Origin of the sequence: Prevotella melaninogenica, from assembly GCF_018127925.1 — a bacterium.
Classification (GTDB): Bacteria; Bacteroidota; Bacteroidia; order Bacteroidales; family Bacteroidaceae; genus Prevotella; species Prevotella melaninogenica_C.
Genome location: NZ_CP072347.1, coordinates 844,624 through 870,820, shown reverse-complemented (window position 1 = coordinate 870,820; position 26,197 = coordinate 844,624). Strand labels below are relative to the sequence as shown.

Sequence of the window (26,197 nt, the reverse complement as noted above, 5' to 3'; positions counted from 1 at the left end):
ATTTACAGGTGATTTAAGTTGAATAACAATTGATTATCAACTAACTACAACTACTCACATCATTCTTACACTTCTCATTAAAGGAAGCTTTGGGAGAACACTCAACCGCCAGTTTTACTCGTTCAAAGATTGCCTTAGCAGCTTCTTTCCTGCATTTTGAGAAACTGGGGAAGTCATTAAAGTCAATGATAACATAACTGCCGTCTTCCCGTACTATCGCATCACCACCATAAATAGGCGTCTGTAGTAAACAAGATAACTTCTCCGCATCAGTTTGTAAGTCAGAAGATGAAAATGGATAATACTGCGGTTTACCATTCCTTTCTTCATCACCAAACTTTGTTTCAGTATCATCACCTGAATAATAATAACGGAAAAAGCCAGTACCTTCAACACCATAAAACTTCACAACGTCACCTTTTACGTGTGCTTGCGTCACAACATCTGTGATACCACGCTGCATAAAGGTTGATTTTATCTTTTCGACTTCTGACCAATCATGACAGAAACAGACGTCTTCTTTGCTTTGAGCGGTAGTATCAGCACGCTTTACCCAATAGCCATCATTCCCCTTATCAGGTGGCAATGGGAGATAGTTTTCACGCATCACCTTATCTACATTACTCCTTTGACAAGCCCGAACTCCAACCGATGGGTTAAGAACTCGTATGCCTCTCTGCTCCAACTGCTCAAGACAATCTAACGCTTTGGGACTGCGAGCCATAGAAATAATTTGGTAATACACATTTACAGCGCCTACCGATTCAGCTGAAATTAACTGATTATCAGTACTAAAGTTTTCAACGAATTCATCTTCACTAATTATCTTAGCATCGTCAAAAAAGCAACCAACCTCTTGCAATACAGCTAAGTCTTTCTCCTCAGAATTAGGTGAATAGTAGGCTGCACGTTGTATCAACAGGGTTTTCCCCTTACAACAAGAAGATAAGTTATTTACTCCTTCATCAGCCTTTCTTATATCATCTATATGGTCAATATCAAACACCTTTGTCAGCGGATGAGCTTCTATTCGCAAGCCAGCTGCAACCAATGCACGCTGAAAATTACGCATCCGCCTCTCACCTTTCTCTATACAAGCTTCAAGAATATTAAGCGAAGGAGCTGTCAAACCATATATACCTGCAGAAATAAAGTGAGAATCTACTTGTGCATTATCGTAATAACCATTAATACGCATGACATTATCAACACCGACATAAAGTGGTTTTTCATCATCAATATAGTCTGTAACACCCATCAAAGCGTCTGTCCCCTGTGCTATCTTATATTGAAAGGATAAGACGTAATCATGAAACTCTCTCTCGTCAAAGATTGTATCGACTGTTGTTATGATAAAAGGGTCATCACGAAGAAAGTCGCGCAATTCAAAAAAACTATGCATCGAACTCGGCGTTGACTTTACAACAAAACGCAACGGGATGGGCAAACCATTCAAACCTTCGTCTTGTATCATCTTCAAATGACTTGCCACATCAGCCATCTGCTCATTACAGATAACAACAATCTCCGTGGCATTATTTCCCATGAAAATCCTTATTAATCTGTCTATGAGCCGTTCTCCCCTTACCTTCACCAATGGTTTGGGTTCGGTGATACCATCTTGAGCCAGTCGTGAACCGTCGCCAGCTGCAATAATTGCGAATTTCATCCCTGCAAAGATACATAATTCTAAGGAGATAAGCCCCTTTCTCTGTAACGTTTTTCTTCTAAAAGATAAACCAAAAGAAACTTTTTAGACTCTTTTGTAGACTTACTTGCTATAGAACCTACCCTACCTCATTAGTTATAACACAAATCTGATAAGAAAAGCTGATAAATATAGGCACATAAAACAATTATCAACTACAAGAAATTTTATTACAAAAACAAAGGATTGAAAGGCTTAAAAACCTGTCAAAATATACCGTTTACAAGACTATTGTAAACCAAAGACTATCAGACTGTTACAAAACCGTAAACTAAAAGGTGCTTAATTGGACTTCAAAAGGGCGTTACTTAGACTCCAAAAGGGCACCTTTTGCAAGCCTATTAGGCGTCTTCTTGAAGCCCAAAGAGCATATCTTACTTATAAATGGAATGAAAAATCATGACAAAACAATAACAAATTGGATTCTAAACAACGATATCTAAGTTAACACTCGACTAAAAAATAGAATAGCAATAAATTCTTAAAGTAAAAATAACATGCTGGAATAAAAATAGAGAAAATAGCGTTTTAGACATAAAGAATATAAAAAATGGTAGAAAACCAAACAAAAACAATGCGTTTAGAGGTCATTATAGTTAATTTTATGTTAAAGGAATAGTAATCTAAACAAAAAATTTGCTTGATTGAATATTATATTCTATCTTTGCATATATAGAATTAGAGGATGATAACAACAACATAACACAGATTGTTTAAGACAAAAAGAAACAAATCCTCTATAGTATTCACAAGCCAAGTTGAGATTAAATTTGACTTGTATGAGATGAAAAGAGGTTAAAAAAACTATTTTACTAAAGACATCAAAAGCAATATATTGCTACTTAGTTGCGTTAACCACGCAAGGATAATTCACGCAAATAAGAGTACGAAATACATAGGTTAGTTTTTTAAGGTGAAGGATAACAAAATTGTCACGAGTCCCACTCTATCTCATATTGGGATTTCGAAGACACTCAGCCAGTCCTGATTTCACGTCGGTGAAATCAGGATTTTTTATTTGAAATATTTTGTTTTATCCGTTAAAGTGCCTATATTTGTAACCACATATGTTTAAAGATAAATACAAGCGAATAAGTTGTATGTTGCTCTTTTCCCTCATTGTAGGAAGAACTATGGCACAACAGCCCTTGACCTTTGAGTTGGAACGTGTCAGCGACTCACTTTCATGGCTTTGTTTATATCCTAAGATAGAAAGCAAGACAGCACTGAAAAGACCAGAGAAGAATAAAAAAAGCAGAACAGCTATTGCGAAATGGCGGCTTCCCTACCCTGTTTATCGACTCGTAACAGGCGATATTAATGGAGATGGAAAGGACGAAGCAATCGTTGGGGTTATCAAACCGACTCGCTTCTATCCACAACCTGCACGCCGCCTCTTCATCTTTAAGCAAATAAATGGTAAAATACGTCCCATGTGGATGGGGTCGCGAATGGGTGGAATACTATGCGATTTTCGTTTTATTGAACCATACGTACGTACATTGCAAGCAACCACCGATAACAAATATGTTGTCGCAGACTATGTTTGGGACGACTTTGGACTCTCTTTCGTGCGCTTTTTAACTGAAGCGGTTAACCACGAAGAAGCCCTAAAACGATTTACTTCGAACGAATAAAACTAAAATATAACAATTTAAACCCAAACAAGATGAAACACAATCCCTATTACAAGCGAATGCAAAAGGACGCATTCAGAACTGTAGCTATTGCATTACTAATCTTGTTATTCTCACCTACTGCGTGGTCACAAAGTGAAAAGTCAGTTGGCAACACAGGTGATGCATATATTGAACGTACCCAAGAGAAGAAGACTCCTCTTATTCTTCCTGGTGCTGGAAAAGTCAATATTGAAAAATTGAAGGGTAAGATTGATACGCAGATGGATATCTCTAAACTCAATCTTGTAGAGCTACGTGCAATCAGAAACGCCTTTGCTGCAAGGCAGGGATACCCTTTCAAAGATGCAACCTTACGTGCATTATACAATACAACAACATGGTATAACGATGCACTTTGGGATGTTGGTGAAAAAGAAGAGACCACTGGTAAGAAGTTCTCACCAAGTTATACGAAAGAACAACTTGCCTTTACAGAGCGCATCCGTGCAAGAGAAGCTGAATTACGAAAGCTGAACTTTAAACCCGCGAACAGTAAGGACGTGGTGAATATGAAGAATCTTATCAACCCTTTCCAGCTAAAAGAGTTTGACCCAAAGCTATATAGCATGTTGGGACAGAATGGTTTTGCTATCGTTCCTGCTGAACATAATCAGCTTTTCCACGTATATGAGAAGAATGATTATGCTGATTTCCCAAGTTTCGTTACCACCGATCTCTATCTACAACTTTTCCATCTCTATTTTGATTGTGTGTTGCGTGATGTGGAAGAGAAGCACTTGGACTCCCTAATGATTGTCTTTTCTTCCAAAATGGGAGCAGAGATGAAGACGCTGACAAGCAGTCAGAATACAGAAATAAAGGCTGCTGCGGAATATGGTCAGGCATGGTTTACCGTCGCATCTTGGCTCTTTAGCCATGATAAAGCTCCTACGTCAACTGCCACATTGAATGTTCCTGAAGCCTACAAAACAATGGTAATGGAGGAAATTAATAAGGCTTTTGAGGCTGAGAATGGGTATTCAGAGATGCTGGAATATGCTCCTCCAGGAGGATTGTTTGCTTATTCGCTCTTCCGTCCACGCGGTCACTATACCCGATCTAAGGTTTGCAGTCGTTACTTCCGTGGTATGATGTGGTTGCAAACAGCCCATTTTGGCACGGACAAGCTTGCAAAGATGAAGCAGATTGCACTTATTGCCAATGTCTTCAATCAACAACCAAAGATCAAAACCATATACAACAAGGTAAGTGAACCTATCACTTATCTTATGGGAACACCTGATAATGTTACCCTCATACAGGTTGCAGAACTTATTAAGGAAACGAACTTACCTATAGAAAAGCTATTGTCTTCAAAAAAAGATATGGCTAAGCTGACAGAAGACATCGAAGAAATTGCAAAGAAACAAACACGTATCGAGTTGAAGAAAACACATGGTAGCAAATATGTCGTAGACATTATGCCACAGCGTTATCAACCTGATGCAGAGGCATTGATAGCTACTACGGACCAAGATAGCCCTGTTTCCCTCCGTCCATACCCTAAGGGACTCGACTGGATGGCTGTGATGGGACTGCCAGGTGCCGAACCTATTCTCATGGATGAGCTGAAAGAAGCACAGAAGTGGGCGGATTTCCCTAAGGCATTAACCACAGCTCGTAAGAAAGTTGCTGATACTCCGTGGGAGGCTTGTGTAGCAAATCAATGGATGTACACGCTCCAGTCATTAGGTGACACCGCACAGTCACTTCCTTATTTCATGCAGACACCACAGTGGCAGAAGAAGAATTTGAACACAGCACTTGCTTCTTGGGCAGAGTTAAAGCATGATGCTATCCTCTATGCAAAGCAGCCGATGTTAGCAGAGTGTGGTGATGGTGGTCCAGAACCACCTGTAGTGAAAGGTTATGTTGAGCCTAACATAAAGTTTTGGGAGAAAGCTATTGCACTTGTAACAAGAATGGATAAAGTCCTCACAACTTATAATTTACAGACAGAAAAAGCAAAGACTGTATATGAACGAATAAAGGAAATGGCTGAATTCTGCCGTGATATCAGTAAGAAAGAACTGAATGGTGGGAAGATAACTGACGAGGAATACAACCAGATTGAGATTATTGGTTCGACCGTGGAGAATATCTCTTTGGAGCTTGTCAGCGAAGATAACCAGATGTTACAGGGCTGGTCGGATGTGGTGAGTACAGACAAAAAAGTCGCTGTTGTTGCTGACGTATTCACAGCTGCAGGTGAGAATGTTGCCATAGACGACATGTGTGTACTTTATGAAGGTGTTGGTTCTGCTTACGAAATATACGTAGTTGTTGAGATAGACGGCTCCCTTTATCTCACTCGTGGCTCTGTTTTCTCTTACCGTGAGTTCACTCGTTTGATGTCAGATCCACGCATGACGGACGAAGAATGGCAACAAGAACTGAAGAAGTCACCAACAGGTGGAACGCCATCATGGATGAAAGAGATCATAGCTCCAGTAAAAGGAATGAGTGCTGATGATGAAGAGACATTCTATAGCTCAGGCTGTTAAAGTTATTATATGCTTATTAACTCCTATCCTACTATCTTTCAGCGGGATAGGAGTTAATGATATAGACAAAAAGAAGTCTACTTCTAAAGAGGTAAACGACACCTTACGTATCGTTATTACAGGTGACCTTCTACTTGACAGGGGGGTAAGACAGAAGATTGATATGGTGGGAGTCGATGCTCTCTTCTCACCTACTATCGACTCGTTGTTCCACTCTTCCAACTATGTAATTGCCAATTTAGAGTGTCCAGTGACCAAAATAAGGGAACGAGTGTTCAAACGTTTCATCTTTAGAGGCGAACCCGAATGGTTGCCAACACTACGTCGTCATGGCATAACTCACCTCAACTTAGCCAATAATCATAGTATTGACCAAGGAAGAAGAGGACTTTTAGACACGCAAGAACAGATAAAAAAAGCAGGAATGATACCTATCGGGGCTGGTAAGAATATGGAGGAAGCAGCAGAACCAGTACTCATTTCTACAAGTCCACGCCATGTTTGGGTAGTTTCATCCCTACGTTTACCCTTAGAAAACTTCCTCTATCTTCCTCAAAAACCTTGTATTAGTCAGGAGAGTATAGATAGTCTTATCATGCGAGTTAAACGCTTACGAGCCACAGATAAGAATTGTTATATTCTCCTTCTACTACATTGGGGATGGGAACACCACTTCAGAGCCACTCCACAGCAGCGTGAAGATGCACACAAACTAATAGATGCAGGGGCTGATGCTATTGTTGGTCACCATAGTCATACACTCCAAACAATAGAGACATATCGAGGAAAACCAATCTATTATGGTATTGGAAACTTTATCTTTGACCAAAGAAAACCGATGAATTCACGGGCTTGTCTTGTGGAGTTAAGCATCACTGCAGAGAAGTGTAAAGCAAAGGCTTTACCTATAGAAATCAAGAACTGCACACCCTACCTTAGTAAATAGCGTTTTCAAATTATGCTTATTTCTCACTTTTGGATAACTTTTCAGCGAAAAAGTTTGGAAGTTTACGTTTAAGTATATACTTTTGCAGCAGGTCTGAGGGTATGGCTTTGCACAAAGCTATACCATAAAGCAAAATGAAAAAGTAAACACAATATGAAGCGACAAGGACAAGCACTATCGTTAAAGAATCTAACAAAAAGCAATGTGTGGGACATTCAGGAAAACGATGTCTTCCGCCTTTGGGCACAAGCAGAACGTGACGCCGACTTAAGGGATAATGAGCGTCATTATATTGATGTAATCAAAAGTGCCTTTACCATAGAAGAAGTTAAGGTTGATAAGCCTGAAGTTATCAAGAAATACGAAGAACGTGGCTGCCAAGTTGGTCAAGTTAGACTTGATGAGGGTACCACTGTAAAATGGGCTTTAAAGAAAAAATCAATCCAACGTATTACTGATTTAACTTGGGAAAACATCCATCATATATCAGCTCAAAAGCTAATAGAAGTACTTGAGCGTAACTTTGGCGGTGGTTGGGAGAGCCTTCCACAGAGCGTACAGGATATTATCTTAAGTGGATTTGATATAAGTACAACTACGCTTCCGACTGCTCGTCTGAAGAAACCAGGTGGTCTTTATGAGAAGAAAGTCGCTGATGGCTTCGAAGTTCTTGAGATTTCAAAGGGCTCATGGACAGAAGCTATCTTTGCTAAGGAAAAGCCAATTTCAAACGTAGCTACTACTAAACTTTCATCATTTGATGAGATTGGAGAAGAAGAAAACTTGAAGGATTTGGATGATGAAGACGAAATGATGCCTGAAGAAGATAGAGGTACAGATGATGAGGACGATGAGGATTTCGATGAGGACAAGCTCACTGAAGAAAGCTATCGTACCACATTCGACACCAACCCAGAGGATTTGGAAATGCAAGCCGATGAGGTTGGAGAGGATGTCGACTTCTAAACAAGCATAATAAATATAGTAAGTGATTAACTAAATCACTATAAGAAAAGAGGGTGTGTCAAAATGCAAATATCATTTTGATGATCTTACAGTTTGAAACAATCCAATAAAAAATGACCATTTCTATACTCGATTTTGAGTAAAGAAATGGTCTTTTCTTTGCCTTTAGAAGAATCCTACTTATAGATTGAAAGTTGTCAAGTTATTAATTTGCATTTTGACACACCCTCTTTTCTTGCTTTCTAAGATTAATCTTCTACACGTTTTCTTACCTAATTCGCATTACCGAGCTACGAATAGCCACGAACGCGAGGCGTTTGTTTTAGTGCTTTTTAGCCTTCTGAGCCAAAGCCTGACGACGAGCATTCTGAATCTCGAGGAAACGAGCATCCATACTGCTGTCAAACTCTTGGTTCTTAATAATGAGCCTATCCATAAATGTATGTTATCTTAAATACTTAATCGGTTGCAAAGATACGTTTTCTAAGTAATCATAACAAATTTATACGACCTTTTTTGAACTCTTTTTAGTTACTTTTTGACCATAGTCAATACTATTGACTTACATCAAGCATCCACGTGTTATATTGCAAACAAGACTAAAAAAGTTGGCTATGTCAAATATCATTCCTACCTTTGCACGGAATTTGCAAAGAAAAATAAGTAATAACCGCAGAACCAAAGGGGTTCCGCACAAAAGAAGAAAGGATAACATTATGTTGACATTTGGTATTGTTACTATCGTTGCAGCAGTAATTGCAGAGGCATTGATTGTTTCAAAGAAGATTAATCTTGATTAGTAATTATCAAGTAACCAAAAGACCAGAAATCAAATCGTAAGCTGTTGAAATCGATTAACAGCAGACAAATAAAAAAGAAAAGAGGGTGTGTCAAAATGCAAATATCATTTTGATAATCTTACAGTTTGAAACAATCCAATAAAAATGACCATTTCTGTACTTGTTTGTGAGTAAAGAAATGGTCTTTTCTTTGCTTTTAGGAAAAACTACTTATAGTTTAAGAGTTGTCAACTTATTAATGTGCATTTTGATACACCCTCTACTTGCATATAGCTCTCGCTACCAGCTCCCCTCTCTTTCATCACCAACTAAACCATTTAGTTTCCATCCTCCTCTAGCAAACTGCGCATTTCACTCCCCTCTCCTCTTGGAGAGGGGCTGGGGGTGAGGCCTTTTATCCCGCCTCTGGTCCTCCACCTTCTTTCTTTTTCTTTTCTTCCTTTCCCTCTTTAGTCTTCCTCCTCGCAGGATTATCCACATCCACTTCAATCTTCTTCAACGCTTCTGTGACGGCAGACTTCCAGCGAACAAGGACACGGGGACGTTTCAAGGATTCGGCGGTGACATCTTTCTCGTTGTCGACCATCTTTGAAGGTATCGTGGTACGGAACGAGAAGAGGTCGCCAAGGTCTAGTGAACCGCCAAGGCTAATCACCTCAATAGTAATATTACGCAGGGTGATAATCACGTTTCTTACGTCTCCCTCACTCAACGAGGTTTCGCGAACAATACGGTTAACAAGCCAATCAGATGAAAACTTCATCGGCGCTTTTGGCACGGCATTAAAGGCTTTCTGACCTTTCTTTGGACCAATCCTGTGGACGGTCTCAACTACTTTAAATGAAATCATAAAATAATAAATTTAAGTTTTTAAAATATGGAGCCTCGCCTTTCAGCAAGGCTCCGATAGTTATATTTTGTATTTCTTAGTGTTCCTTATATCAAGGCGTTTCTTTTCATTATATGAAGACCGTTGCCTTGATATAAGGAAGACAAGCCTCTTGATATAAGGAAGATAACTGCCTTCATATAATGAACACAAACATCATCTAACTTAGAATGGGCGGTATTCATCTTCATTGGAAGATTTAAAGAGCTTTCCTCCTGCATTTCTCGCAAACCATGCTATAAATATATTATGATCGGAAAAGCTAAATCCTGCAGAAGCATTATTCCCTGTACTAGGAGTACTTCCCCAATAGTAGCCCGCTTTATCAATGTATAATTTTCCGAATGAATTCTGACCTAAAGCAGGAAGATAAAAATAATTATTAATATTCGTTGGTATCCCTTGTGCTATACTATTAACAGTAAAACTACCCGAACCTTTCATCGTTGCGGATGGCGTAGATGTTAAGTCTCCTCTATTATCATATCCAAAAGGATCTTTGTCTTTTAACTGCAGAACAGTTTTGCTATTTTCGGAAGCAATTACACTTTGCTTTTTAATCCATAAACCTCCTATACGAAGATGTCCCATCGTAGCCCAAAGTGTGTTGCCGTCCCAATGTGGATCGCCTTTCTCTGCATACCAAATCATTTCATTGATATTAAAAGTTCCTACTGCAGAGTAACTTGGATCTTGTAGTATTCCCAACGAAGAAAGACCCATAATATCGTTATAATCACGCGGAGTATGTGCTGAAGCACTATATGTGCTTTGTGGTGCATCAGTACTATTTTGTTGTCCATCTAATGTAGGCTGCTTTGGATTAGCACCATCCCATTCATATCCTGCCCAGTAATGCTGCTGTGCATCCCACATGTAATAGTCATTAGCAGGGTATATCTTAACTTTTAAGTCTGCCCTTACTGGCGTATTCTTACCAGCATCAAGAGTTACAGAAGGATATGTTTTCGTTATCACTCCCGTAACATTGGTTACAGCATCGTGTAAAGTGTATTCTATTGTCAGATTACTATATGTACCAGGATTAACAACCATCGTTGCAGCATTAGTTGCATAAGTAGAAACACTAGGAATAGAAAAGTTGTTTACATTCAGCTCTACACTGTTTGATGTGGTTGCACCATTGCTTAGTGTACCATTATCTGCTAGATCGAATGTGCCTGCAAGTTGGTCAGAAGTGTTGCTTGTGTAAATGCGAATCTTTTGAAGTTTAGCAGCAGTCGTAATGACACTTTGTGTAGTATAAGGCATGAAAGTAACATACGCTGCCTTGTGATTCAGTGTAAAGTTATACGAACCACTGCCCGTTGCATCAGCTACACCGAAGTCTCCATCCTCTGCTATGTGGGCAGCATCGTTAGGAGTGCTTTGGGTTTGCGAAGCCTTGATGGTTACTTTGTCCTTTGTGCCGTTCTTACCTGTATAACGTACCTTGTGTGTGGAACCTGTATAGCTTCCATTTACCCAGAATTTCGCCTTGTCGGTAGTTGTGCTGCCAGGTACGGCAGCGATGCGACTGCTGATATCGTCAGAGGCACTCTGATTGTAGTTCCCGTTGTCATCCTTTACCCAAATCTTATCGCTTGCTGTCCAATAAAAATCGAGACCGCTGCCTGTGTAAGTGGCAGATGTGCGAGTTGAAGGCTCTGTTTCTGATGAGAATACGGTTCCTGTCTTTGGCGTATCCTTACCTGCTGTTTTGTCTGTGGCTGTATCGTCGTTGGCGCAACTGCCTAGGGTGAGTGCTGCCAACACGAGTGTACCAAAATAAATACTTTTCTTGTCCATTGTTTGTTCTTTTTTAATTTAGTTTGTTACTTGTGGAGTTGGCAGACTTACCACCAGCTAGCTTCTCCACCTTTCTTCTCGTCTTCGAGGCTTTCCTCTTCAGTAAATGTACTTGCTTTTGCGTTCAGTCCTCCCGTGTCACCAGCGTGGGCATGACCGCTACCGCTACCTCCAGGGTTATTGAACGAGGTTCGCATGAACCCTTCGTTTTCGACTTTCAGAAATGAGCACCAAGGTGCTTGATAGTCCTTTCTTTCTTTTGTTTTCATCATCTTTTTGATTTGATTAAAAATAGTTGTTATCTACTCTCTATGTGGCTTCTTTTCGTCACCTTTTATATTATAAACATCCTGATAACCTTATCATCTATCCCTCTTAACCATCTACACGTTTCCTCTCTACAGGCAGACAGTATCTTACCACTGCCTGCCCGAGAAATCAACGAGAGAAAACAAACTATTATCAGAGAATTACAATTACTTGTTACGATAAAATCTGTGCTTAAAACGTCCTTATTTTGCTTTCTTGACAGCTCACAAACGGGCACAAAAAAGCGAACAAAGGAAACTCCGAGAAGTCCTTTGTTTACAAGGATTACGACACGCTTCGCGCGCGCGTAGGATGACAGAAAAAAAGTATGATTAAACGCTAGGTGCGCCTGTGTGTGTGTGTGTGTGTGTGTGTTAGCAAAATTTCTGAAACTACCAAATATAAAGCACTAAAAAAGGCAAAGAAACTAAGATTTCTTTGCTGTGCTAAATTTATCTGATATGTCGTTGCTAATTTGTTCACGGCCGCAAAGGTAAGAAGAATAAATTGAATGGGCAAGGAAAAGAAGAAAAAACTCACCCCGCGAGGAATGTGTCGAAATGCAAATACCCTTTTGATAATCTTACAGTCTGAAACAATCCAATAAAAAATAACCATTTCTGTACTCGATTTTGAGTAAAGAAATGGTCTTTTCTTGCCTTTAAAAGAATCCTACTTATAAATTGAAGGTTGTCAAGTTATTAATTTGGATTTTGACACATCCTCTTTTTCTATGGGTAATATTACTCTTATCTAACGATTATCTTCTCTCAATTCTACACCCTATTCTATCGTATTTTGTCATCAATATCATTGGTGTCAAGCATCCGCACATGTCGTGCTAAGCATGCGCACATATGGTGTTAAGCATCCGCACCACATGTGCTAAGCAGCAATATGCCATTTGAAAAGTAGCTATACGTTGGTAGAGCATAGGAAAAAAGACTGTAATAGTTCTTCTAACAAAACATTATAAAGCCTTAAAAAGAAGACATCCTTACTTTAGCTTATTGATAAAAGAGTAGTTTTTCGACTATCACTTTATATTAAAGGATATTAAGATCAGCAAGCGCTTTCTGTGCTATAGTATCGAAGTCTTCTCCTAATTCGCAGAAACTTAGAACACAATTATATGCAGCATGTCTCAATGGTAGGCTCTCACCTGCTAACGTTGTGTGTGCCTGATCAAGGAACTCATTAATCCCTCGCTCATTAGGTTCCATACCACGAGCAAACAAACGAGCAAGCAACTGATAGCCACAAAGCTGATACATATCACGGTTTGAAGCTATCCATTTGTATGCCAAAGCTGGTGCGAAGTCAAGATACTGAAGAAGATTAAATGCCAACAACTCAGCCATTTCCTGTGTGCGAAGGCGCTCCATCCATACGTCCACAAGGTCTTCATCCATTTTCTCAGCTGGCATAATAAGCGTAGCTAGTACCTGACACTCACGAATATCCTCTTTCCATAGTTCTATAGCAAGCTCATAATCCTTACCATATTCAGCTGCCATCTTCTGCAAATCAGGGATTGGCACTCCCCAGTTTATCTTATATGTAACACCCTTTTGACGCATAGAGTGCGATGCAACTCCATTCATCAAGAGGCGGAAAGACTGTTTAATCTCTTTCAGTTTCTCGTGTATCTGTTCATTCATTATCCTATTAATCTATATAAATTGATAAATTATATTGTGGTTTTTCTATACCACAACAGTTTAATTATTAAGTATTTGAACACCTATTGATAGTTGATATTAACCAACTAAACTCAACATTAAGAAGCAGTCAGTTTCAGAAATACCGTACATCTCCAATGTGTCAGCATCACTACGGAACTCTTCTAATAATTGTTCAGTACTCTTTCCACTCTTTACCATCCATTCTCGGAACAGCTCAACAGCACGTTGGACGTTGCCCATAGCCCACTGACAATAACCTGCATTCAAATAATCCTCATGCGCTGGAGTTGCTGCAAGAAGGGTGTCATATAACTGTGAAGCCTTATCAAGGCTATTATCCGACAGCATTGCCCATCCAAGAACACGCTTCACATTCATGTCTTCCGGATATTGATAGTCAAGACGGAATAACTCTTCACGCACCTCGCTCGTCCTACCTAACTTCAAAAGAGCAACACAACGGTTCATTGTGTAATTCTTATGACCTGGTTCTAATTTCAGCAACTCAGTATACACCTCTTCTGCAGTTTTATAATCCTCTGCGTCAAGCGCTGCTCTTGCTTTTCCTTTCAGCGCCCACTGATTATCAGGCTCAGCCTTCAACGCATAGTCGAAGAACTGATAAGCAAACTCAGCCTTACCCATATGGATATTCGTATAGCCCATTAAGATGGCACATCGTGGGTCTGCACTCTGGAAAGTAGTGAGCAATTCTGCAAGTTCCGTCATCTGCTGATGCTTATACAAGTGTGAAGCCAAGCGCAACTTGACATCATCGAGCCCTGTACCCATGAAGGATTTATACGTAAAGAAGAAGGTGTCAGCTACAAAGTCCCCCTTACCATTATCCTCAAATGGATTGATAAAGTCATGAGCTGTATGATAAAGGCGGAAGAAACGGTAAAGATCTTGTAAGTAGGTACGACGAATACTGATAGCATCTTCCATATCATCACTTTCTGCCAACGGTCCTAACATTGCATCAGAACCTATTACCTCCTTAATATCAGATGGTAACTGATTGATGATTTGTTCTAAAGCAAAAGCAAAAGAGTATCTGTCCGACTCACAGAAATTACTTCTTTCCATGAGAGTATTTAAGAACTTCGTATCACCTAATTTACTTATCACAGGACGTAAAGCAGGGTGATTCAAGTAGAAAGGAGTAAACCAATTCACCATATCATTGAAGAAAGGGAATCGTTTCATCTGACTGAAACCACCAAAATAGATATCAGAACCTTGTTTCTGCATATCCATCATCTTGCGCACCTTCTCTTCCATCTGCTCCATGCGCTTCTCATCAGCATCTTGGTGAAGAATACTCTCTATCGCATCTTCTTCCTTTTCCATAATACCAAGACGCCCGATTGTCAGATTAGAGTTACGCATGATATCAGGCATAATATCACGCTGAATCTTGTCATTATCCTTCTCAGCATCCTTACTATAGAAGAACTGAATCTGTAAAGTCAGTAATTCACGAGTGATAGTAGGGTTTTTACAGAGCTCACGTATCATCGCATCTTGCTCTGGGAAGATGTCCATTCCTTCGAAGACTGCCAACACCCAGCCCACCAATGCACGCTGTCTTACATGCTCGTCTGTAGCCTGCTGATACACATTGACAAGTGTTTTGAACTTATTAATATCAAACTGATTCATTGCGCCAAGGCTAATTGCACTTACAATTACCTGCTGATCTGTTGACATAACAGTAGGAGAAAGGAGCAATTCTGTATAGAATTTACAATCATCATCAGTCCATTGACACGATGTCCATAAGGCACTAAAAAGACGATTCATAAACGATTGGTGACGATCATATAACTCAGTACTCTTCTGTTCTCTTGTTTCTTCTGGTTGAAGTGAGAGCATAGCGATGTCTGAAACAAATGATTCTAACACCGTACGAACGAAGTCATGGCTGGTATTTAGATGATCGATTACCCTAAAAGAGTTAACGTATGCACTAACATTCTTGCATCGCCAGCTGATTTCAAGGTCAGCTGCAACACGGTAAAGTCGCTGCAACAATGTGCTGTAGAGTGATTCACGATGACTATCTGAGAAGCCCCTTCCCATATAGTCTACCATCAACTGATAATCAGTTTTGATAGCTTCAAACTCACTGTGTCCCATAAGTGATGGACGCTGAACATAAAGTTGCTCTAATACCTCAATGGCATTACTCAATCTTCTGTCCATTAAACAGTTTATAGCCTTGCTAAGAATCTCCTCTACATTCACTTCCCTACTCCTTTATATGATTACTATTCAGTTCTTACTTAAACCTTACCACTGCTAAGAAAGTTGCGTGCCATGAGCAAGTCTGCCTTACGTGGTGGTCCAATCTTCGTATATTTGATATCAGGTAATGCACGTACAAAAGATTCATCAACCTTCATATACTTCTGAATCAAGGCAGAATAATACTTCACACCATTCTTATTGATTTGCTCTACAGCCTTATCATAAGCCGCTGCAAAGGCAGCTTCTTCATCTTGACGACGCACTTTATCCATTATAGCCACCACACCAAGGTGTACACCAGCATCTTCCGAATTGAAAAGGGAGTTATTATCTGCTGATAAAGCCTTTGTTATCTGTGGTTCAGCAAACCAGTAAGCATCAATCTCATGGTTCTGCAACATAGCAAGTCTCACCAGTACATCATTAACCTGTACACGAAAGACTTGATACTTAGGCTTAGCCTTCTTCACCGCCATATCAGTCAGAAGGTCAGTTCCAGAGAAACGAGTCATAGCAACAATCTTATCACTTAGGTCAGAGAGTTGCTTCAACTTCGAATCCTTGTCAGCAATCAGTTGCCAATTAAGATTCGTATCTGTCAGATAGTGCATCAGCACCTTGTTTCTATGTTTCAGTCTTTCTGTACGGACGAGGTCACTAAAAGCAGCTTGTACACTTCCCCCAATCATAGCCGTATCACAATCCATCTGTGCATTAAACCAACAAAGTCTAATGTCAACCTTCGCTGTATCATACAACAAGCTATCCTTCAATAGATACGCCGGAAGGCAATCCATCGTAGGCATCACAGCTATTTTATAAGCTTTCTGATAAGCTTCACGCTCAGCCAACTTCTGTGCCTGACGTTCAGCTTGCAGTTCCTTGTCGCTCTTACCGCAGCTGACAAAGGTAAGCACAGCCAGTATGAGCAGGTAATTAATACGTTTCATATAGTTGCAAAATTAAGAATAAATTTTGTAACTAAGAAAAATCTTATTACTTTTGTCTTACTTATGGCAAAGGACAAGATAGCTTTCGTCTGCAGTAATTGTGGACAAGAAAGTCCAAAATGGATTGGTAAATGCCCCAACTGTGGGCAATGGAACACATTCAAGGAGTTCCGTATCGCTGCTGATACGGGTTCACTGGCTGCACGCAATGCCGCAACAACATTGCGCAATGCGGCTTCTGGTGGCTCTGTTTCGGCTTTAGCAAATAAGCCACAGCGCCTTCGTGACATTTCATCTCACGATGACCCACGCATAGACATGCACGATGGTGAACTTAACCGTGTGTTAGGTGGAGGCTTGGTACCGGGTAGTATCGTACTACTTGGTGGCGAACCCGGTATTGGTAAGAGTACACTGACATTGCAGACAATACTCCACATGACGCAACGTGTACTCTATGTCAGCGGTGAGGAAAGTCCTCATCAGATAAAGATGCGTGCCGAACGTATTTCCAAAGATATTGCAGAAAACATCATTATCTTGTCGGAAACATCCTTAGAACACATCTTTGAGCATATTCGTGACGTACAGCCAGAGCTTGTAGTTATCGACTCTATCCAGACTATCTCAACGGAAGACGTTGACAGCAGCCCTGGTAGTATTACCCAAGTGCGCGAATGTGCATCAGCCCTTCTACGCTTTGCCAAGACAAGTGGCGTTCCTGTGATTCTCATTGGTCATATCAATAAAGAAGGAAGTATTGCTGGACCGAAGATATTAGAGCATATTGTTGACACCGTGATTCAGTTTGAAGGCGACCAACATTATATGTATCGAATCCTCCGAAGCATTAAAAACCGCTTTGGTTCTACTTCAGAACTCGGTATTTACGAGATGGAACAGCAGGGACTTCGTAAGGTTAGCAACCCTTCCGAACTTCTACTTACCGAAGATCATGAGGGATTATCGGGCGTTGCTATCTCAAGTACTATTGAAGGCGCACGTCCTTTCCTTGTTGAGACACAAGCACTTGTATCATCAGCTGCCTATGGAACTCCACAGCGTTCAGCCACAGGTTTCGATCAACGCCGCCTTAACATGCTCCTCGCTGTCTTAGAGAAGCGTGTCGGTTTTAAGCTGATGCAGAAGGATGTCTTCCTGAACATTGCAGGTGGTTTACGTGTGACAGACATGGCGATGGACCTCAGCGTCATTGCAGCCGTACTTTCATCGAATGTTGACACACCAATAGAACAAGGTTGGTGTATGTGTGGTGAGGTCGGATTGAGTGGCGAAGTACGTCCTATCAGCCGTATTGAACAGCGCATTGCAGAAGCTGAGAAATTAGGTTTTAGCCATATCATTATTCCAAAGTATAACCTTTCTGGACTTACAGGTAAGTACAATATACAACTTCACCCCGTAAGAAAGGTTGAAGAAGCACTTAGAGCATTGTTTGGCTAAAACGAAAATGAATACTTTGAGACGAACTCTCACAACACACAACATCTCACCTTTGTAATAAAAATTCAGTGCCCAATATTCTAAGTGGTGCTTAATTGGACTTGAATTAAGGCTTAATTGGCTTTCAAAAGACGCCCTTTTGAGGTCTAACTAACGCCCTTTTAAAGTCCAACTAAGCACCTTTTCGAATGGCGTCTTGTAACATCCTTATTACAAGAGAATTACAGAGGTGTACGAAATGACATGATTTTGCCATTTTACGAGTAAAAAGCAAGAGGGTAAATGTAAAGAAAATTCACTATACAAAAAACGGAATTACACACTAAATAAAGCATCATAACCTTCTAAACAGAAGTAAACAAAGAAAGGCAGTAGTCGACGGATAAACCGCTGCTACTGCCTTTAATATTTTTCTTTTAATACTATTGCTTTAGAACTTAGCCATCTTTATAGCATCAATCGCACACTCATCACCCTTGTTTCCAAGTCTGCCACCACTGCGATCCTTAGCCTGCTGGAGGTCATTGGTTGTCAGAAGACCATAGATAACAGGAATATTTTGTGATGCGTTGAGATGAGCTATTCCGTATGTCACACCCTCACAGATATAGTCAAAATGAGGTGTTTCACCGCGGATAACACTTCCAAGAATAATAACAGCATCGAAACCGTCATTCTTAGTCATCATCTGTGCACCATAAATGAGTTCAAAGCTACCAGGAACAGTCTTAATATGAATATTCTCTGGAATAGCACCATGCTTCTCGAGTGTCTTTACAGCACCATCAAGCAAGGCACCAGTAATCTCCGGATTCCACTCAGCTACAACGATACCAAAGCACATGTTACTTGCATCTGGTACACTCTGCGCATCGTAGTCGGATAAATGATGAAGTTCTGTTGCCATGTTTGCTTAGTTAGAAGCACGCTCAATATACTTGTCAATATCCTGATAGATAGGAGAGTTGACGTAAGTCTTCTTGATATCCTTGTAAATCTCAAGTGCTTCAGCCTTCTTACCTTCGCTCTCGAGGAGGATACCAGCCTTGCGCAATGCTAATGGAGCAATAGTGAGATTGGTGTTATCAGCAGCCTCAGAGTTAGCCATCTTTGCAGCTTTCTTGAAGCACTCAACAGCCTTATCATTCTGGTTGTTGTTAGCATAGATATCACCAAGTGCCATCTGAGAAGCCGGACTAATCATCTCATCGTCGCTTGTGCTAAACTTCTCTGCATTCTCCAACGCCTTTGTCCAGTTTGGCTTAGCCTGATGTGCATAGCAAAGTGCAACATAAAGGTTTGCAAGGTTGCCAGCATCAGTGCTGCTATAGTCACTCTGAACCTTCTGGAAACCAGCGAGAGCCTGGTCATACTGCTGACTGTTGAAGAGTGTCTGACTCTTAGCCAACTCAGTACTTGCCTCTGCCTCACGTGGAGCAGAAATGTAGTTTTTGTAAAGGATAAAGCCAGCTACAACCACTACGATAGCAACGATAGCGATAAGGAAAGGCTTCTTGTACTTCAAGAACGTAGCCTCTGATTTGTTAAGGGTATCTTCGTATGTACCCTGTTCTTTGTTGTTTACCATTTTTACGTTATGATGTTTTTATTTTATTCTAAACTGTAAGGTGCGCATTATAGCGGGACAAAATTAATCAAAAAGTCGCATATATTGAAATTTATCAACGACTTTTTTCTTTTATTGAACGGAAATGAGTTAACTTTGCAGAGAATGGAAAGGAATAATATAGCGTTTAAAGGTTAATCGGATTAACTCTACTTTTTATTCTCTTAACAGAGGAGGAGCTGTTTCTTTACAGTTCTTTTAGTCATAAGGAGCATTCATTCACATTCATCTCCTTAACATTCAAGCAACAAAATAAGACAATGCAATTAGAGAAACTATCCATTATCAACTATAAGAATATTCAGGCGGCAACATTAAACTTGTCGGCTAAGCTTAACTGTTTTATTGGACATAATGGTGAGGGAAAGACTAATCTGCTTGATGCAGTCTATTATCTTTCGTTCTGTAAGAGTGCTTTTAATCCAAAGGATTCGGAAGTGATGCGCCATGATGCAGACTACTTTGTACTGGAAGGTGATTATTGTACGGATGCAGGTGAGCATGAACAGGTGTACTGCGGTATGAAGCGTGGCTCAAAGAAGCATTTTAAACGCAATAAGAAAGAATATAAACGACTGTCACAGCATATCGGACTGGTACCGTTGATTTTTGTTTCTCCAGCTGATGCGACCCTTATTGAAGGAGGAAGCGAAGAGCGAAGAAAGCTGATGGATGTGGTTATCTCGCAATACGACACACCTTATATAGAATCACTCAGCCGATATAATAAGGCTTTACAACAGCGTAATAGCTTGCTGAAGCAAGAGGAAGAACCAGATGCTACTCTTCTGGAACTACTTGAGATGCAGATGGCAGAGCATGGTGAAGCAGTATATAAGAAGCGAGCTGCCTTCGTAGAGGAACTTACCCCTGTTTTCCAACGTATCTATCAGACAATCTGTAGTGAGCGAGAACAGGTATCACTCGAATATGTCTCGCATTGTCAACGTGGCGATTTGTTAGACGTTATTCAGCGTGATCGAGCAAAAGACCGTATTATGGGCTATTCACTTCATGGCACGCATAAGGATGACTTAGTGATGAGACTTGGTGGCTATCCTATGAAACGAGAAGGAAGTCAGGGACAAAATAAGACATACGTATTAGCGCTGAAGCTTGCACAGTTTGATTTCCTTAGACGCACAGCAGGTAATAACACACCATTATTATTGCTTGATGACATCTTTGATAAGCTCGATAGTAGTCGAGTAGAACAGATAGTGCGCTTGGTTTCTGGTGATGATTTTGGACAGATTTTCATTACAGATACTAACCGTGATCACTTAGATAAGATTCTACAAGGAAGTGCCTTCAATTACAAGTTATTCTCTGTAGAAGGTGGAGAAATAAACGAAAGAGAAGGATAAGATATGTTTAGACGGAAAGTACAACCATTAGATGACTTGCTCAATCAGTTCTTACGCCAAGAAGGACTTGAGTCTCCCCTATTACAGAAACGTATTATTGCTGCATGGGACACTGTGACTGGTGAGACTGTTGCTCGATACACACAAGAGAAGTTTATCAAAAATCAAACTCTATTCGTAAAGATTATAAACCCAGCTTTACGTGCCAACCTCTGCATGATGCAATCAGACTTAGTCAAAAAGCTTAACGCAGCTGTTGGCTCTATGGTTATTTCCGAAGTAAAAATCTACTAAATTATCCTTTCTATCATAGGATACAACAACCTTATATAGTCAAAGAAGTAATGGAGTAATTACTTGTTATCATTCCTTTCTCTTTACAACTGTTTTCATTATTTGTAATTGATACAAATCAAGAAACAACAAATTGAAGGAAATTTATGCGTGAATTATTTGGTGTGTGCGCAAACAATGCTTACCTTTGCATCGTCAAAAGACAAATAATAGATTGTTTAGGTTAGTAGTAATAGATTTAGGTTTTTAGTTATTTAGTTTAAGGTAGAACAAGAGAGATTGTTCAAATAACACAAATAGGTTTTTAGTTAAGGTAATAAAAAGGATTGATTAAGGGTAACAATGATGCAAGATGATTGGGGATTGCCGTGAGGCATGAACCAAAAATCAAGCATAAAACAGAAATTTCACACAAGAAATAGGAAAGAGCATGGTAGAGTTTCTATCGTGCTCTTTACTTTTATAGCCAATATAAAAGGGCAGTCACCTGCCCTTTTGTTATACTACGATTCTGATAAATATTATTTTTAGATTCTCATTCCTTTAAGAATCTCATTCATCTTCTGCTTTGTCTCAATACGTGTTGGAACCAAAGGAAGACGCAATACATTCTCTATCATACCCATATCATTCAAGAGAGCCTTACAACCTGCTGGGTTACCATCCACAAAGAGAAGCTTGTAAAGCTCAGTAAACTGGTGATGTATCTTGCGCGCAGGCTCATACTCACCCTTAAATTCCAAACGAATCATACGTGAGAATTCCTTAGGCAGAGCGTTACCAATAACTGAAATAACACCTACAGCACCACTTGCTATCATTGGGAAGGTCAACGCATCGTCACCACTAATAACCTCAAAGTGCTTTGGTTTATTCTTAATAATCTCATCAACCTGCTCCAAGTTACCTGACGCCTCTTTGATAGCAACGACATTGGTAAACTCAGAAGCGATACGAACTGTTGTCTCTGCAGTCATGTTGACACCAACACGACCAGGCACATTGTACAAAACAATCGGCAGTGGGCTTGCCTTTGCAATAGCCTTAAAATGCTGATAAAGTCCCTCCTGACTTGGTTTATTATAATAAGGACAGATACTAAGAATACCATCAATACCACTCCAATCAGTCGTTTTGATTTCTTCTACAACAGCTGCAGTATTGTTTCCACCACAATACTTTAGGATTGGCACACGACCATTAACTATTCGTTTAATGACAGCAGTCAGTTGATCCTTTTCTTCACGTGAAAGACAAGGAGACTCACCAGTAGTAGCAAGAATGCAGAAGAAGTCAGCACCGTTATCTAAATGGTAGTTAACCAAGTTTTCAAGTGCTTCATAATCAATACTGAAATCTTCCTTAAATGGAGTTATCAATGCTATACCTAATCCATGAAAAACATTCTGCATAGTAATTATCGTCTTTTAAGAGACTCACGGTAAAGACTCCATGGGGAGTTAATGTGCAGTCCTATTCATATTAAACGCTGAAGGGCGTCTACCAATATCGTTGCAAATATAGCAAATATTTATCAATAACCAAAGACTTTTATCCTTTATCTTAAAGAGTAAGTCATCATCTTAACGTGAGCCAATCCATAGAAATATCATTCCAAGGAGAACAAAACATAAGTCGATTGCCTTTGCTTTTAAGTTCTTTTCTCTAAACAGCAATGCACCACATAAGAACGATACGAGGACGGAACCACGACGTACCATTGACACAATGGAAATCATTGCGCCTGGTAATGAGAGTGCATAAAAGTAGGCAAAGTCTGCCATTGATAGGAATATAGATATGAGCAGGATAGACCACTTCCATGAAAAATGGGCTGTACGCTCTGCTTTCTTTCTCTGATTGAAGATATAGACAAGGAGAACTGCACCCATCATCATACATTGATAGATATTATACCAGCTCTGTGCCATCATGCGGTCGAGCCCTACCCCACCATTCTCAGGGCTTGCCATCAGATATTTGTCAAGCAGTCCACTGCATGTTCCCATCATGGCTGCCAATACCAAGAAGAAGATCCACTTGTTATGCTTGAAGTCTATACCCTCTCTCTTACCGCTTCTTGCCAATAGGAACAGGGAAATAATAGCCAGACTGACACCAACCCATTGCCAAGTATTTAGTCGTTCGCCAAAGACAAGCATAGCACCGACAAGTGTCATCACTGGGCGTGTAGCATTGATTGGACCGACAATCGTTAAGGGTAGCTGCGCAATCGCAAAATAACCGAATACCCAAGAAAGGAGTACAATAACGCTCTTTAGTATGATCCATCGGTGCATCTCCCACCCACCAGCTCCGACATGAAAGATACTGGAATCGAGTACATGGGTATATTGTGACAATAATATCAATGGCAGAAAGATTGCCGAACAAAAGAGTGTATTAAGAAAGAGCACAGGTATGACGTCATTCCCACGAAGAGAAAACTTCTTCGATGTATCATAAAGTCCTAGCAATGTTGCTGAAACAAAAGCCAAAAGAATCCACATAAGCTATATTCTAATACTTTACTTCCCAAAGGAAGAGGGCGTTGCCAGGCATACTCTCACCAGCATCGCTTCTTGTTCCACCGTCTACAATCTTCTTAAAATCATCTAATGAAAGACGTCCTCGTCCCACTTCTACTAAAGTTCCAACAACAGCACGCACCATATTGCGTAAGAATCGGTTAGCAGTTATCACAAAACACCAATTCTTAACAGTATCATCTGTAGTCAAAGCAAACTCATCATTGACTGGAATCCATCGTGCCTCTGTCAGATTACAGATAGTAGTCTTTACATCTGCACCCGCTTTACAGAAACATTTAAAGTCCTTCTCGCCTATTAGATAGGCTGCAGCTTCATTCATCTTATCAAAGTCTAAGGCATAACGAAGCTCACACGAATACTGTCGTGAGAAGGGTTGTTTGCCCGTATGGACATAATAATGATAAGTACGTGAGGTCGCTGAGAAACGTGCGTGAAGTTCTTCACTAACAGGTTCAATCCTACTTACAGAGACATCACGTGGTAACAAACGATTTACTTTATACACTAATTGTGCACTGTCAAACGACAATTCCGTGTCAAAGTGTGCAACCATCATTCTGCCATGTACACCAGCATCGGTACGTCCTGCACCTGTAATAGCAATCGATTCTCTTAGTATTGTAGACAAAGCGTGTTCCAATACTTCTTGTACAGAAATCCCATTGGGTTGAATCTGCCAGCCATGATAGGCTGTTCCATCGTATGAAAGGGTGATTAAATATCGTTGCATAACTATCTGCAAAGGTACAAATAATTACTTAAACTCTATCTTCCCTGCTAAAAAACTCCATAAAATCCAAATAGCTATCAGCATGAAATAGTATATAAAGAGCTGGAAAATGGTTACATGAACATCCTCTATGCATGCACAAGGTAGGCCCGCAAGCCAATGAAGTGAGGTATTCAATCCTTCTGTAATAACACAGATGCACTTCCCAATAAACGATGATAAAGAAGGCAATGGACTAAGAAGTAACAAACAGAATGACGCGGATACGATTAGCATTGTGCATGGTACAGCTATAAGACTACTAACAACAAAGATTGTGGAAATCCTTCCGAAATAGAAAGCTATCAAAGGTGTCGTCCCCAATTGTGCAGCCAATGACACAGCAATCATCCCCCACAACCACCTAATAACAAATAAACTCTTCTTCTGCTGTAAAGGGATTAACTCATAGATGAGTGGATAGAACAATAGAATTGACCATACAGAGATAAAGGATAGTTGAAAACCTATATCGAAAAGACTATTAGGATTGCTAATAAGCATAATGATAGCGGTTAGTGCCAAAGTATTAACTGACAACCGTTCCCTATTCAAAAGAGTTACAAAAGAGTAGATAGTCAGCATAACAGCAGAACGAACAACAGACAAAGACATCCCTACCAAGACAACATAACTCCATAAAATAAACAGAATAAGTAATTCACTGACTCCCCTTTTGAAGACCCTTGGCACAACACGCTCACACCAACTCAGAATAAACAAAAGCAAACCATACAAGATAGTTAGATGTAAACCTGACAAAGCTAAGACATGACTTGCACCTGTTATGGAGTAATCTTCCTTTATATTTCTACTAATCAATTGTTTATCTCCAAGTATCATTGCAGACACAACAGCTAAATGAGTGCTATCAAGATTACTTTCTAATACTCTCATTAACTTCTCTCTATGGAGCGCAGCAGACAAGGATGTACGTTGAAGAAAACTCATTTGACGAAGACTCACTTTGGTTTTCTGCCATTGATTATAAAAGATAAAGGTTTCTGCAGAATAGCCATGTAACTTCAACCAACGGGCATAATCAAAGGTAGCATCCGAAAAGTTCATAGGTTCTTCAAGGTAAGCTGCAGCTTCTATTCCGTCTCCAAGGTGTAGTGTTCGATAACGATTTGTTATCGTATCACGAAGTATTGAAGCCTTAACCTTCATCGGTTCGCCTACAGTCATAACCATTAAGTCTGTTTGTATGACTTTACCATGAACGACAGGGTTACTAAGAAGAACTGCCTTAAAGGTTATTTGCTTATTGGGAAGCTGTATCTTTGCAGCTTTCCGGCTCACTGAAACAAAAGTTCCACCAACAAGAAAGACCGTAAAGAGTAAAAACAAACTTTGAAGATACTTCTTCCTCCACACCACAAAGGTAATGACAATCATACTGATCGCCATAAACCACCAAAACATAGAGGATATATCTTCTTCTAAAGCATCACCAACAGCAATACCCAACACCAAAGGTAAGAGTAACTTTACTGAGGGATACATCAGTAAGTCCATTTTCTTATTCACAGCATTAATGTTTTCATGTACTTCTTGCAAATGTAAGAAAAAGAACTGAAAAACAACAACATTGCACTTACTTATCTTGCAAGATTTACAAAATAT

At 40.0% G+C, this 26,197-nt stretch carries 21 protein-coding genes; 8 read left to right on the top strand and 13 right to left on the bottom strand.

All coding sequences use genetic code 11. The annotated features are described in order from the left end of the window. Window positions 1-40: 40 nt before the first annotated feature. The gene (locus J4861_RS03230; protein WP_211815777.1) at window positions 41-1,669 is read right to left on the bottom strand and encodes a nucleotidyltransferase family protein; all 1,629 of its coding nucleotides are present in this window, start codon (window positions 1,667-1,669) and stop codon (window positions 41-43) included. A gap of 1,139 nt (window positions 1,670-2,808) precedes the next feature. On the opposite strand from J4861_RS03230, the gene J4861_RS03225 reads away from it, so the two are divergent. The 5 genes from J4861_RS03225 to J4861_RS03205 all read left to right on the top strand — a co-directional run bounded on the left by J4861_RS03225 (window position 2,809) and on the right by J4861_RS03205 (window position 8,603). Next, entirely contained in the window at window positions 2,809-3,345 is a 537-nt protein-coding gene (locus J4861_RS03225; RefSeq protein WP_211816635.1) for a hypothetical protein, read from the top strand. Window positions 3,346-3,377: 32 nt separating this feature from the next. Next, window positions 3,378-5,891 carry a DUF3160 domain-containing protein gene (locus tag J4861_RS03220; RefSeq protein ID WP_211815776.1) on the top strand — a complete coding sequence of 838 codons (2,514 nt, stop codon included), beginning with the start codon at window positions 3,378-3,380 and terminating at the stop codon, window positions 5,889-5,891. Beyond that, complete coding sequence (locus J4861_RS03215; RefSeq protein ID WP_211815775.1) at window positions 5,857-6,837, top strand: CapA family protein; 981 nt, start codon at window positions 5,857-5,859, stop codon at window positions 6,835-6,837. Before J4861_RS03220 ends, J4861_RS03215 begins: the two co-directional genes overlap by 35 nt. A gap of 153 nt (window positions 6,838-6,990) precedes the next feature. Continuing rightward, window positions 6,991-7,803, top strand: coding sequence for a hypothetical protein (locus J4861_RS03210; RefSeq protein WP_211815774.1), 813 nt, complete (start codon window positions 6,991-6,993; stop codon window positions 7,801-7,803). A 614-nt stretch (window positions 7,804-8,417) separates the two neighbouring features. Then, a complete protein-coding gene (locus J4861_RS03205; protein ID WP_211815773.1) occupies window positions 8,418-8,603 on the top strand; it encodes a hypothetical protein in 186 nt (61 codons plus the stop codon). A 394-nt stretch (window positions 8,604-8,997) separates the two neighbouring features. Here the strand turns inward: J4861_RS03205 and J4861_RS03200 are convergent, their stop codons facing one another. The 6 genes from J4861_RS03200 to J4861_RS03175 form a co-directional block, all read right to left on the bottom strand. Next, on the bottom strand, window positions 8,998-9,453 hold the full coding sequence (locus J4861_RS03200) for an HU family DNA-binding protein (protein WP_211815772.1): 456 nt from the start codon (window positions 9,451-9,453) through the stop codon (window positions 8,998-9,000). A gap of 204 nt (window positions 9,454-9,657) precedes the next feature. Beyond that, complete coding sequence (locus J4861_RS03195; protein ID WP_211815771.1) at window positions 9,658-11,301, bottom strand: hypothetical protein; 1,644 nt, start codon at window positions 11,299-11,301, stop codon at window positions 9,658-9,660. Between the two features lie 47 nt (window positions 11,302-11,348). After that, the gene (locus J4861_RS03190; protein WP_249110723.1) at window positions 11,349-11,498 is read right to left on the bottom strand and encodes a hypothetical protein; all 150 of its coding nucleotides are present in this window, start codon (window positions 11,496-11,498) and stop codon (window positions 11,349-11,351) included. Window positions 11,499-12,656: 1,158 nt separating this feature from the next. Further along, window positions 12,657-13,271: a DNA alkylation repair protein gene (locus J4861_RS03185; protein ID WP_211815769.1), complete on the bottom strand. Its 615-nt coding sequence runs from the start codon at window positions 13,269-13,271 to the stop codon at window positions 12,657-12,659. A 99-nt stretch (window positions 13,272-13,370) separates the two neighbouring features. Beyond that, window positions 13,371-15,545 (bottom strand): tetratricopeptide repeat protein, encoded by a 2,175-nt coding sequence (locus J4861_RS03180; protein ID WP_211815768.1) that lies wholly within the window; start codon window positions 15,543-15,545, stop codon window positions 13,371-13,373. Window positions 15,546-15,583: 38 nt separating this feature from the next. Next, entirely contained in the window at window positions 15,584-16,498 is a 915-nt protein-coding gene (locus tag J4861_RS03175; protein ID WP_211815767.1) for an ABC transporter substrate-binding protein, read from the bottom strand. 63 nt (window positions 16,499-16,561) lie between these two features. Here J4861_RS03175 and radA point away from each other — a divergent pair, with 63 nt between their 5' ends. Then, window positions 16,562-17,962 carry a DNA repair protein RadA gene (gene radA, locus J4861_RS03170; protein WP_211815766.1) on the top strand — a complete coding sequence of 467 codons (1,401 nt, stop codon included), beginning with the start codon at window positions 16,562-16,564 and terminating at the stop codon, window positions 17,960-17,962. Window positions 17,963-18,392: 430 nt separating this feature from the next. On the opposite strand, the gene ribH is transcribed toward radA, so the two are convergent. Further along, window positions 18,393-18,869: a 6,7-dimethyl-8-ribityllumazine synthase gene (ribH, locus tag J4861_RS03165; RefSeq protein ID WP_004359555.1), complete on the bottom strand. Its 477-nt coding sequence runs from the start codon at window positions 18,867-18,869 to the stop codon at window positions 18,393-18,395. Between the two features lie 6 nt (window positions 18,870-18,875). After that, entirely contained in the window at window positions 18,876-19,550 is a 675-nt protein-coding gene (locus tag J4861_RS03160) for a tetratricopeptide repeat protein (protein WP_211815765.1), read from the bottom strand. A gap of 299 nt (window positions 19,551-19,849) precedes the next feature. Here J4861_RS03160 and recF point away from each other — a divergent pair, with 299 nt between their 5' ends. Together recF and J4861_RS03150 are read left to right on the top strand one after the other, a co-directional pair. After that, on the top strand, window positions 19,850-20,956 hold the full coding sequence (gene recF / locus J4861_RS03155; RefSeq protein ID WP_211815764.1) for a DNA replication/repair protein RecF: 1,107 nt from the start codon (window positions 19,850-19,852) through the stop codon (window positions 20,954-20,956). Between the two features lie 3 nt (window positions 20,957-20,959). After that, on the top strand, window positions 20,960-21,250 hold the full coding sequence (locus J4861_RS03150) for a DciA family protein (RefSeq protein ID WP_211815763.1): 291 nt from the start codon (window positions 20,960-20,962) through the stop codon (window positions 21,248-21,250). Window positions 21,251-21,777: 527 nt separating this feature from the next. On the opposite strand, the gene dapA is transcribed toward J4861_RS03150, so the two are convergent. The 4 genes from dapA to J4861_RS03130 form a co-directional block, all read right to left on the bottom strand. Then, a complete protein-coding gene (dapA, locus tag J4861_RS03145; RefSeq protein WP_013265295.1) occupies window positions 21,778-22,662 on the bottom strand; it encodes a 4-hydroxy-tetrahydrodipicolinate synthase in 885 nt (294 codons plus the stop codon). A gap of 171 nt (window positions 22,663-22,833) precedes the next feature. Beyond that, on the bottom strand, window positions 22,834-23,760 hold the full coding sequence (locus J4861_RS03140; RefSeq protein ID WP_211815762.1) for an EamA family transporter: 927 nt from the start codon (window positions 23,758-23,760) through the stop codon (window positions 22,834-22,836). A gap of 10 nt (window positions 23,761-23,770) precedes the next feature. Next, window positions 23,771-24,532, bottom strand: coding sequence for a tRNA pseudouridine(38-40) synthase TruA (gene truA, locus J4861_RS03135; RefSeq protein ID WP_211815761.1), 762 nt, complete (start codon window positions 24,530-24,532; stop codon window positions 23,771-23,773). Window positions 24,533-24,556: 24 nt separating this feature from the next. Continuing rightward, window positions 24,557-26,101, bottom strand: coding sequence for a ComEC/Rec2 family competence protein (locus J4861_RS03130; RefSeq protein ID WP_211815760.1), 1,545 nt, complete (start codon window positions 26,099-26,101; stop codon window positions 24,557-24,559). Window positions 26,102-26,197 lie beyond the last annotated feature (96 nt).